Source organism: Clostridiales bacterium, from assembly GCA_012512255.1.
In the GTDB taxonomy this organism is placed as follows: domain Bacteria; phylum Bacillota; class Clostridia; order Christensenellales; family DUVY01; genus DUVY01.
On record JAAZDJ010000109.1, the window covers coordinates 1 to 11138 of the forward strand.

The 11138-nt window shown below is 39.9% G+C and carries 10 protein-coding genes; 8 read left to right on the forward strand and 2 right to left on the reverse strand.

Annotated elements, in window-relative coordinates:
* Nucleotides 1–12: 12 nt before the first annotated feature.
* Nucleotides 13–687, reverse strand: a complete 675-nt coding sequence (locus GX756_05635) for a hypothetical protein (protein NLC17343.1) — start codon at nucleotides 685–687, stop codon at nucleotides 13–15.
* A 64-nt stretch (nucleotides 688–751) separates the two neighbouring features.
* Between GX756_05635 and GX756_05640 the strand changes: the two genes are divergently transcribed.
* From GX756_05640 to murD, 4 genes are all read left to right on the forward strand, one after another.
* On the forward strand, nucleotides 752–1708 hold the full coding sequence (locus GX756_05640; protein NLC17344.1) for a hypothetical protein: 957 nt from the start codon (nucleotides 752–754) through the stop codon (nucleotides 1706–1708).
* Nucleotides 1709–1776: 68 nt separating this feature from the next.
* A complete protein-coding gene (locus GX756_05645) occupies nucleotides 1777–3222 on the forward strand; it encodes a UDP-N-acetylmuramoyl-L-alanyl-D-glutamate--2,6-diaminopimelate ligase (protein ID NLC17345.1) in 1446 nt (481 codons plus the stop codon).
* A gap of 5 nt (nucleotides 3223–3227) precedes the next feature.
* On the forward strand, nucleotides 3228–4244 hold the full coding sequence (locus tag GX756_05650; GenBank protein NLC17346.1) for a phospho-N-acetylmuramoyl-pentapeptide-transferase: 1017 nt from the start codon (nucleotides 3228–3230) through the stop codon (nucleotides 4242–4244).
* A gap of 17 nt (nucleotides 4245–4261) precedes the next feature.
* The gene (murD, locus tag GX756_05655; GenBank protein NLC17347.1) at nucleotides 4262–5572 is read left to right on the forward strand and encodes a UDP-N-acetylmuramoyl-L-alanine--D-glutamate ligase; all 1311 of its coding nucleotides are present in this window, start codon (nucleotides 4262–4264) and stop codon (nucleotides 5570–5572) included.
* 5 nt (nucleotides 5573–5577) lie between these two features.
* Here murD and ftsW read toward each other — a convergent pair whose 3' ends face one another.
* The gene (ftsW, locus tag GX756_05660) at nucleotides 5578–6723 is read right to left on the reverse strand and encodes a putative lipid II flippase FtsW (protein NLC17348.1); all 1146 of its coding nucleotides are present in this window, start codon (nucleotides 6721–6723) and stop codon (nucleotides 5578–5580) included.
* A 221-nt stretch (nucleotides 6724–6944) separates the two neighbouring features.
* On the opposite strand from ftsW, the gene GX756_05665 reads away from it, so the two are divergent.
* The 4 genes from GX756_05665 to GX756_05680 form a co-directional block, all read left to right on the forward strand.
* Complete coding sequence (locus GX756_05665) at nucleotides 6945–8393, forward strand: RnfABCDGE type electron transport complex subunit C (GenBank protein ID NLC17349.1); 1449 nt, start codon at nucleotides 6945–6947, stop codon at nucleotides 8391–8393.
* A 2-nt stretch (nucleotides 8394–8395) separates the two neighbouring features.
* A complete protein-coding gene (locus GX756_05670; protein ID NLC17350.1) occupies nucleotides 8396–9460 on the forward strand; it encodes an RnfABCDGE type electron transport complex subunit D in 1065 nt (354 codons plus the stop codon).
* Nucleotides 9457–10737 carry an FMN-binding protein gene (locus GX756_05675; GenBank protein NLC17351.1) on the forward strand — a complete coding sequence of 427 codons (1281 nt, stop codon included), beginning with the start codon at nucleotides 9457–9459 and terminating at the stop codon, nucleotides 10735–10737. Before GX756_05670 ends, GX756_05675 begins: the two co-directional genes overlap by 4 nt.
* Before the next feature lie 4 nt (nucleotides 10738–10741).
* Nucleotides 10742–11138, forward strand: a 397-nt coding sequence (locus GX756_05680) for an electron transport complex subunit RsxE (GenBank protein NLC17352.1), incomplete at its 3' end; no start/stop codon positions are given.

Consider the following 11138-nt stretch of genomic DNA (forward strand, 5'->3'; position numbering starts at 1 on the left):
GCGTGTAAAGGTTTATATCTTCTTTTTGGTAATAATTTGCGAAGTTCTCCAAGGAGCGTCCTTGCTATCGCCCCAAGGCATATCTTTCTTTTGATAGTCAAATTTTTGACTGAAAGATTCCAAATTGCTCTTTAATTTTGCTAACATGCTTATTTGGACCGAATACAAGGATTCCAAAAACAAAGTTGACTTAGAGCGGGCATGGCGGGCATTTTGCAATAATTTTGCGTAATGGTAAAGACAAAAACCCCGCGAAGAATCCAGCGCTTTCATAAAAGGCGGCTCGTAATAATACATTTGCGCCACGGTCATATAATATCTATCCATAGTTTTCTCAGATTCTTGGCAAATAACGCAAGAGAAGCTTTGGTTTAATAATTCTATAGCCTGTTTTGCCGCGGTTTTTATATTTTTAGGCGGCTTTATGATGTTTTGCAAATGTTCTGTTCTGGTTATACTTTGTAGTGCGACGCCTAATTTATTGTCGCCCTTGAGGAGCATATTGTAATGATGCCAGCAAAAGCCGTATTTATTCACTGATTGCCGAGATATAGGCGCCATCACCGCCTCGTTTAGATATCTATCCACAAGCCCGTCAACTAGCTCTTGATTAATATGGCACATAGGGCATAAGCAATCCTCTTTGAAAGCGTCCCAAATAGGCGTCGTATGAATTTTATATTGCATAAAGAAAAACCGCCTTACATAGTATTAAATAGAAGTATATCCTAAATAACGGAGCAATACAAGCATGAAAAAAGGAAAGGGCGGGATAGATTACAGTGAATGGAGTTATGACAAAAAGCGCCTAAGCTATGGCAATTTTTATCAAGAACAATCGGATAACGATAATTATTATGATGCGTATACCGCAAATCAAATTCAGGAGCAAAGTTTTTACAATGATGGCAATTTATATCTTGACGGGAATTATTATAATGCTTTGCCTTATACAAAATCATATAAACCAAAATTAAAAAAATCAGAAATTATAACGGCCGTCGCGCTGTTAGTTACGGGATTTATGATCGCTATCTTGCTTACGACATTATTGGCGCAAGGGCTTAACATAGGTCATTTATTGGGCAAGCTGAATAAAGCCGAGATCAAAAAAACGCAATATTACGCCGTTCAATTGGGCGCTTTTACTTCCGAAAGCCAAGCCATAACGGCGGCTGAGGCGATAAGGGAACTTGGCGGAGGGGGCTATATTATTATGGACGGTCCTTATCGGATTATTGCCGCCGTCTATCCCGAAGAACAGCAGGCCGTAAGCGTAATGGCGAATATTACGCAATTTCCTTCCGAAAAATATATAATCAGCGTTCCTGAAATTGTCATGAATTTTACCGACAAAAAAGTAAAACAAATGGCAGAAAAATCTTTAAACCAATGGGACGCGATTTATAAAAGATTATATAACCACAGCATCCAATTAGACAAAGCGCAGATAACAGAGGTTGCCGTTTTGCAAGACTTGCAGCTTGCTTATGACGATTTATACAAGCATCTAAACGAATACGATGAATTGACCAAAGATTTAAGCAGAATAGAACATATTTATATTAAGACAGGGCTTAAAAAAATTTTATCTACCCTAAAGTCGTTAATGAACACCCTTTCCAACGATAAGTTGTCTTCCGATTTGAAATACGCTTATACCAAGATACTTATTGACTATAAAAACCTTGCCAGCGAGCTTGCCTGATAGTTTCAACAAAAACCCAAAGATTTTTTATTATTGTAATTATATTTTTTATTAAAAAAGGAAAACTTATGAAGCTATCAAAAATTTTGGAAGGAATTAAACCTCAAAAAATAATAGGACAAGATCAAGAAATAACCAACCTTTCTCATAACAGCAAGACAATATCAAAAAATGGATTGTTTTTTTGCCTTAAGGGCGAAAAAACCGACGGGCATGATTTTGTATACGAAGCCATAAAAAACGGCGCAACGGCTATTATAAGCCAAAAGGTTTTTGACGATATTGACATCGCCCAGGTTATTGTGGACGATACGCGAAGCGCGATGTCCATAATAAGCGCCAATTTTTATAACAACCCCGCCAAGTCCATGAAATTAATAGGAGTTACGGGCACCAACGGCAAAACCACCACTACATATATAATCAAAAGCATTGGCGAAGTGGCGGGCAAGAAGGTCGGCCTTATAGGAACATCGGGAACTATCATAGACGGCAAAACATATCCGCCGACATTGACTACGCCCGACCCGATACAACTGCACGCGATCTTTAGGGAAATGGCGGATTGCGATACGGACTGGGTTGTTATGGAAGTTTCCGCCCATGCCATAGAATTAAGAAAGATTGACGGCATAGTGTTTGATGTCGCGGTGTTTACCAATTGCACCCAAGACCATTTGGACTTTTTTAAGACAATAGAAAATTACAGGCAATCCAAATCAAAATTATTTTGCTCATATTACGCAAAGCTAGCGGTAATCAATTCGGATGACGAATTAGGCAGGAAAATTTGTCAAACCAGCGACATACCCTGTTTTACATACGGCTGCCAAAATCCCGCCGACGCTTTTGGGATTAATTATTCGTCAAGCATTCGCGGCCTTAAATATATAATCAATATTTTTGATAAGCTATACGAAATAAATTTCGCCTTGCCGGGCAAGTTTAATATGTATAACACTTTGTGCGCCGCTTTGGCTTGTTTTATTCTCAATGTCAGCCTTTATGATATCGCGACGGGTATAAGCAACCTCAAGACAGTAAAGGGCAGATGTGAAACCTATATAAAAAACAACAAACATGTAATTATTGACTACGCGCATACGCCCGACGGGTTGGTTAATGTTTTAAGCGGTATAAAAGAATTTGCAAAGGGCAAAATTATAACCGTATTCGGTTGCGGCGGCAATAGGGATAAAGACAAACGCGCCAAGATGGGAAAAGCGGCGTGCGGCTTATCCGATTATACGGTTATTACAAGCGACAACCCGCGTTTTGAAAAACCCGAGGACATAATCCATGATATAGAACAAGGCGCAAAACAAACAAAAGGTTTGTATATTTGCATACCCGACAGAAAAGAAGCCATAAAACACGCCATATCCCTAAGCCAAAAAGACGACATAATTTTGATTGCCGGCAAGGGCGACGAGGCTTATCAGGAAATTGAGGGAGTGAAATATCCGTTTTCGGACTTGGAAGTCGTAAAAAATTTGATAGAACGCGCGGAGTAGCTTAGTTGATTAAGATTATTTTGCAATCCCTTATTGCGTTAATAATATCGTTCTTGGTATCGGCTTTGCTTACTCCGTTTGTTATTAAGGTCGTTGGCAAGTTAAAAGCCCGTCAGACAATTTTGCATTATGTTGATAATCATCTAAACAAACAAGGCACGCCCACAATGGGCGGCATAGGTTTTATTTTGGCGGTTATTATAGCCATGCTGTTTTTTGATTTTTTGGGTTCTTCGCTTATGTCCGTTGCGGTAATGGCTGCTTACGGCGTCGTGGGCGGTCTGGACGATTTTATAAAGATTAAGTACAAGCAAAATAAAGGACTAAAAGCTTACCAAAAAATTATCGCCCAAACATTTATAGCCATAATTATCGCGATTTATACATTCCGCAATAAAAATATTGGTTCTTATATTTTGATTCCTTTTACATCAATAGAAATTAATCTAGGCATATTTATAATTCCGTTTATAATTTTTATGTTTTTGGCGGTCACCAACAGCGTCAACCTTACCGACGGTTTGGACGGGCTTGCCGGCGGAGTGACGCTTGTCTTTATGTTGTTTTTTGGCTTGATACAGCTTATATATGTCAATTATCTATATAACGAAGGCTATAACGACCAAATAATCAATGAATATATCGGACAGATTATTTTTGGCGGCGCGGTCATGGGCGGGGTATTGGGATACTTGATTTTTAACAGCTATCCTGCAAAAATTTTTATGGGCGATACCGGCTCGTTGGCGCTTGGCGGCGCGGTCGCGTGCGTAACCGTTTTTACGCGGCTTGAACTCTTAATGCCAATAATTGGCGTTATGTTTGTGTTAAGCAGCTTGAGCGTAATTATACAGGTTTTATATTTTAAAGCGACAGGCGGCAAAAGAGTTTTTCTTATGGCGCCGCTTCACCACCATTTTGAAAGAAAAGGCATTCACGAGTCCAAAATAACCGTCATATATATTATGGCGACAGCGGTTATGGGCATTTTGAGCGTTATATTATATTTATTATTTTTGTAAAGTCAGGCGGCAAAAAATTGGATTATAGCAAAAAGCGCGTTTTGATTTTGGGCGGCGGAGCAAGCGGTCTAAGCGTTTTTAATATTTTGCAATCTTGGGGTTGCGACGCGCATTTGATTAACGACACAAGAAAATCCAGCTTAACCAATGACTTTATAAAAAGTTTTGACGAATGCGTTATAAGCCCGGGCATAAGCATTTATGACCCGAATATATTAATGTGCTTCCAAAACAATGTTCCCGTTATATCCGAGCTTGAATTTGGTTTTAGGCTAAATAAAAGCCGATTGATTGCCATCACAGGCACAAACGGCAAAACCACCACTGTAAGCCTAATAAGCCATATTTTAAGCCAAGGGGGCATAAAAAACGAGCCATTGGGCAACATAGGAACGCCTTTTTCTTCCAAAGCGCTGGCATACGGCAAGGACGACATATTGCCCTTGGAAGTTTCAAGCTTTCAATTGGAAGCTATCCAAAATTTCAGACCTTTTATCGCCGGTATCCTGAATATAACCCCCGACCATTTGGATAGACACTTGACAATGCAAAATTACATACAATGCAAAACGCGCATTTTTAAAAACCAAACCAATCAGGATTATTTAATAGCAAACCGCGACCAATACGAGATTTTGCCGTATTTAAAGTCATTATCCAAAAAATTATATATCAGCCAAAAACAAAAAGTTAACGGCGCTTGGTGCCTAAACGGCAAAATTTTCATAGACGGCAAGTATCTTATTGACCGTAAAGATTTGAAACTAATAGGCGACCACAATGTCTATAACGCGCTTATGGCGGCTTTATGCGCTTACCTTGTGGACATTGATTTTGAAATAATTGGTCGGGTTTTAAATCAATTTAACGGCGTCAAACACCGGTTGCAATATGCGGGCAATTTGGACGGCATAACTTTCATCAACGACTCAAAAGCCACTAATGCGGATTCAAGCCTAGTCGCGATAAAGAGCATGACAGCGCCCACGGTTTTGATTTTGGGCGGCAGCGACAAGGGCATAAGTTTATTGGATTATTTTAAAAAGATAAAAAATAGTTTTAACCATATAATCAAATATATAGTTATTTACGGCGCTGCCAAGCATAAAATGCTGTCAGATATAAAATCAGTAGGATTGCTAAAAAAAACTATTCTTGCCAATGATTTTAGCGACGCGTTTTTTAAAAGCGCGCAAGCCGCGGAAGGCGTAAAACCTTGCAATGTGTTGCTGTCTCCCGCTTGCGCAAGTTTTGACGAATTTGTTAATTTTGAGGCCCGCGGCCAAAAATTTATAGAATTGGTCAAATCTTTAGGCGCAAGCCAATAAAAACTTTAGGATAAAAAGATATTGCTATGCCTAGAAATATTTTGGACGATGCCTATGCCGCCCATAAACACAACCAAAGAAGAACTGCCCGCGCTCACGAAGGGCAGAGGAAGCCCCGTGGGCGGTATGCTGCCTGTGACCACGGCTATATTGACGGCCACCTGAATAGCGATTATCGCCCCAATTCCAGACGCCATATAGCAGCCTAACCTGTCGGGCGCGTTTAACGCCACGCGTATACAGCGGTAAATAATAATGCAAAAAACCGCAATGGTCAATAAAGCCCCCGCCAATCCCAATTCTTCGCCAATTATGCTGAATATAAAGTCCGATTCGGAAAAAGGCAAGAATAAATATTTTTGGCGCGAATTAAAAAGGCCCACGCCAAAAAGCCCGCCGCTTCCCAAAGAATAATAAGACTGGATAAGCTGAAAACCTTCTTCCAAAGGCGACGCCCAAGGATTCAAAAAAGCGGCAAGTCGGTTCATACGATACGGCTCAATCAATATCAAAATAGGCACCAAAGCCGCCACAGGCAAAGCCAAAATCACAAAATGTTTTATTCTAGTCCCGCCCAAAAACAACATAAAAAGCATCAGTAAAATAACGCATACCGTAATAGACATATTGGGCTCTAAAATAATAAGCAGAGCGATAACCCCGCCCGCGACCAAAACAGGCAAAACGCCCAAAAAGGTTGTCATCTTATCTTGGTTTTTGGCCATATATCCCGCTGAAAAAATAATAAAGGCGAATTTGGCTATTTCGCTCGGTTGGATGGTAAAGCCCGGAAGGTCAATCCAGCGGTTTGCGCCGTAATTTTCCAATCCGACGCCCGGAATACAAACAACGATAAGCAGCATTATAGATATAACCAAGATAGGAAGTTTTAATCTATCTAAGATTTTGTAATTACAATAAGTCAATCCCGACATAGCGCCCAAGCCCAGCACAGCGCCCAAAACCTGTTTTTTCATATAAAAAAAGCTGTCCTCATATCTAATATGCGCTGTATAAGAACTAGCCGAATAGACCATTAAGATACCAAATAAGGTAATGATTATAGTAAATATCAACAATACTTTGTCTGTTTTGCCTTGAAGCTTTTGTTTTAATAATTCTTTTACGGTTAGTTGGCCAATCGCTTTCATAAAACTAATATATTCCGTAGTCTATCGCTATTAGAATTAATATTTTGATATAAATAAAATTTGATAAGACTATTATACATTCCAAATATTTACATAAAGCCGCCAAAAGATTTGCATAATACTATTAAGATAATTTATAATAATTTGTGATTGTATAGACAATTTATGTTCTGAGTGTTATAATCATGTCGGATTATTTAATTATTTAGGATGGTTAATCAATGCCAATTAATTTTCCTGGCGGGGTGTATCCGCCCAACAAAAAATTCACAAATAAGAAATATATTTCCGAATTGACGCCGGCAGCAAAAGTATATATTCCCGTGGTTCAGCATGTGGGCAAGCCGGCGAAAATTTGCGTTAAGGAAGGAGATTATGTAAAAATAGGCGCGTTATTAGCCTCGGCGGACGGGGCGGTAAGCGCCAATATTTTTTCTTCCGTAAGCGGAAAGGTTGTGGGGATAGAAAACAGACAGACCTCTAATGGCGAGGTCGCGCATATTGTCATTGAAAATGACTTTACAGACCAGACCGAGTTTTTGCCGAGGCTTACAAATCCCACCCGCGAGGAAATTTTAAAAAGGATAGCGGATTGCGGAATAGTGGGAATGGGCGGAGCTGGTTTTCCTACGGCCGCCAAATTGGATGTTCCAAAAGACGATAAAATTGACACTTTGATAATAAACGGCGCCGAATGCGAGCCTTACATCACTTCGGACCACAGAATAATGTTGGAATATCCCGAACAGATTTTAAAAGGCGCAAAATACATAGCTACGGCGCTTAATGTCAGCAACATCATTATTGGCGTGGAAGACAACAAAGACGACGCGATAGAAACTTTAAATAAAATAATTAACCTCAAAAATTATACCGACATAAAAGTAGTGTCTTTAAAAACCAAGTATCCGCAAGGCGCCGAAAAGCAGCTTATATACTCTTTGACCAAAAGGGTAGTTCCCGCATGCGAGCTGCCTTTCAAGGTGGGCGTTGTGGTAAATAACATCCATACGGCGTTGTCCGTTTATTACGCAGTTTGGGAAGGACAACCTTTGTATAGGCGCGTTGTCACTGTCTCCGGAGGCGCGGTAAAAAACAAAGGCAATTATTGGGTAAGGCTTGGCACTGCATATAAAGATATATTAAACGAATGCAAGGCTGTGAATTTGCATGAAAATATTAAAATTATTCAGGATTCAATTCGCGAAAAACAAGCCCAAATTGATAAATTAAGCAAATCTCAATCAAAACAAATAAAACAATTAAAGTCCGAAATCAAAAACTTAAAAAAAGAACTAGACTATATAAAAACGGCCCAATGCGTTATGATAGTCAATGGCGGGCCAATGATGGGCGAAGCCGCAAAAAGCATTGAAGAAGCGGTTACAGCGACCACCTCGTCGGTGTTATTTTTGACCCGACAAGAAATCAACAACATCTCGCCAAGCCAATGCATAAATTGTAGAAAATGCGCGGTTGTTTGTCCAATGAAATTAATGCCTATGTTTATTGACCTTGCATGCATCGCGGGCGATTGGGAAAACGCCAAAAAATACGGCGCTGTTGATTGCATTCTTTGCGGGTGCTGCAGTTACATTTGTCCCGCTAAGCGCGATTTGGTTTCATCTATGAAAAAATCAAAAAGAATGATAGCTAAAAGGGGTATATAGATATGGACAAGCTCATAGAAAAAACTTCCCCTTTCATAACGTCCAAATTTTCAACCAGAAGAATAATGCTGGATGTGATTATAGCGCTTATACCTTGTATAATCGCAGGCGTGTTGTTTTTTGGGTGGGGAACTTTGATTTTAGTCGCCGTATGTTCGGCAACCGCTTTTATATCGGAATTATTGTTTACTTTGATAAAAAACAACAAATGGAATTGGGAAGCGGTCAAAAATTCATCGGCTACCGACCTTTCTTGTATCGTAACCGGAATTTTGCTTGCGCTTAATTTGCCTGCGTCTATAATTTGGGCTTATGACAAAGAAGCGATGGCTTTTGTGCCGGGCTCTATAAGTTTTGCTAATATTTGGATGCCCATGATAGGCGCGGTTTTCGCTATAGTTTTGGTAAAAATGGCGTTTGGCGGCATTGGGCGGAACTTTGCCAATCCGGCGCTTACCGCCCGCATTTTTATGGTAATAGCTTTTGGCTCTGTTATGGGCACAGTAGGAACTAGCAATATAATAGGTTTGGACGCCGCGACTTCGGCTACTTGGCTAAGCGCTGGAAGGGACGCGGCGGCGGTATCAAGCAATTGGTTTAATTTCTTGATAGGCAACAAGGGGGCCGCGGCGTTTGGGGAGACAAGCGTTATAGCGATATTAGTCGGTTTTATTTATTTGGTCATTAGAAAAGTAATTGACCCCAGACTTCCGCTTATAATCATAGGCGGAGTCGCCGTGTTCGCGTATTTGTTTGACGCTTTGCCGTCAGGCGGAAGCTTTGTAGATATGATGCTTGTTGTCGCCGGTCATATCCTGACAGGCGGTTTGATGCTGGGCGCTGTGTTTATGGCTACCGATTATTCCTCAAGCCCTAACACATTTTTGGGAAGCGTAATATTTGGTTTGGGAATCGCGCTTTTGGTTGTTTTGATAAGGGTGTTTGGCTCTTATCCCGAAGGCGTTTCATTCGCCATAGTAATTATGAATATAGTCGTTCCGTTAATAGATAAATATATATATCCCCGCGCTTTTGGCAGACAAAAAGCTGTAAGAGGTGCAAAATGAATAAGACATTAAAATCAGTCGTTGTATTAACGGTTATAGCGGTTGTTTGCGCGGGGCTTTTGACAGTCGCCAATTATTTTTGGAAAGCGGAAGAGCCTCAAGGCGTTACCGCCGAAATGCTGGCGATATTTAGAGAGATGATAGACGATGATTCGGCGGAGTTTTATGAATTGGAAATAAGCGGACTTGGCTTGCATGAAAACATAAATAATATTTACAAGGCTTCGGCGGGCCAAAACAAAGATATAATAATTATAAGGGCTACGGGCATCGCGGGTTCTTACGGCATTGTCCAAATGCTTACGGCAATCAACACAAACAATGATACTATTATTTCAACCGAAGTCTATCTGAATGAAACCGACCGCGAGGAAGGCCTAAAAGACTTGGACGCTTTCAAAGGTTTGGACAATCAGACTTTGCAAAACACCCAGTTTGATGTTATATCCCAATCCACAATCACAGGCAACGCAATGTCTGACGCTGTAAAGCTCGCTATGGCGCAATATGTGTCCGACAAGCAAGAAATTTTGGACGCGCCCGCGAAATCCTATGATTTGTTGACTGTAAATATATTTTTGGAAAAAGATATTGAAGATTTAGAAGCTGGCGAATCGGTAAAAGTTTTGATAGAAATTATTTCCTCAAATACCAGAAAAGCCAATCCCAAAAAAGCAAGCGTTGATATAACTATAACGCGAAATGGCGATAAAATGAGCACGCCTAGACCGGAAATTAGCTATAAAGATAACAAAGCGATATATACTCTTACGCTATCGCGCATAAGAGCAAATTCGTATGAAATAAATGTAAAAGCTACAATCAAAAAAATAACGGCTGAAGGCAGCTTAAGATTTGATGTAAAAGACAAATTAGAGCTAGAAGTTATAAAAAGGATGTTTGAAGGCACTACAGAGGTAACATTGGTTGAAGAAGATACCGAAACCGGCGCGGTATTATATAAAAATAATCTAGGAAATGATATATATGCTTATACCGGTTATGGTTATGAATACGGCGATTCAAATATCTTTATTTCTTTTGACGAAGAGGGCAAGATAGAAAAGATTGACGGCAAAGTTACTAACTCTATAAGTTTTGATTTGGCCGAATACTTACAAAATTTTGTAAGGCTAGACGCTTCAGAACTTGCGTTATATGAAAAGAAAGAAGATTTGGATTTTGGCGCGGTTAGCGGCGCGACAGTCACTAGCGAGGCAATTAATGAAACAGTGTCAATAATTTGCCAATATTATCAAAGCCGCTTGGGAGAATAATGTTATGAAAGCAAAGAATTTAATCTTAGAAGGCATAGTAACCAATAACCCGATATTTGTTATGGTTTTGGGTATGTGTCCCGTGCTTGGAATAACCAATACGTTAAATAACGCTTTTTGGCTGGGCGTGTCAACTTGTTTTGTTTTGATTTTAAGCAACTTTGTCATATCTTTGGTAGGCAAGATAATTCCCGATAAAGTAAGAATTCCTTGTTATATAATTATTATCGCCACATTGACCACATTAATTGATTTGTTGCTAAGAAAGTTTTTGCCCGGCATTTATACCGAGATAGGACGCTTTATTCAATTAATTGTGGTCAATTGCATAATATTGGCAAGGGCCGAAGCTTTTGCGGCGGGCACCAAGCCGCAATGGGCGCTATTAGACGGCATAAGCA

Excerpts from the sequence above, each read along its gene's own strand:
- GX756_05665 (NLC17349.1), top strand. The coding sequence starts at position 6,945 with ATGCCAATTAATTTTCCTGGCGGGGTGTATCCGCCCAACAAAAAATTC.
- GX756_05640 (NLC17344.1), top strand. The coding sequence starts at position 752 with ATGAAAAAAGGAAAGGGCGGGATAGATTACAGTGAATGGAGTTATGAC.
- GX756_05635 (NLC17343.1), bottom strand. The coding sequence starts at position 687 with ATGCAATATAAAATTCATACGACGCCTATTTGGGACGCTTTCAAAGAG.
- GX756_05645 (NLC17345.1), top strand. The coding sequence starts at position 1,777 with ATGAAGCTATCAAAAATTTTGGAAGGAATTAAACCTCAAAAAATAATA.
- ftsW (NLC17348.1), bottom strand. The coding sequence starts at position 6,723 with ATGAAAGCGATTGGCCAACTAACCGTAAAAGAATTATTAAAACAAAAG.
- GX756_05675 (NLC17351.1), top strand. The coding sequence starts at position 9,457 with ATGAATAAGACATTAAAATCAGTCGTTGTATTAACGGTTATAGCGGTT.
- GX756_05670 (NLC17350.1), top strand. The coding sequence starts at position 8,396 with ATGGACAAGCTCATAGAAAAAACTTCCCCTTTCATAACGTCCAAATTT.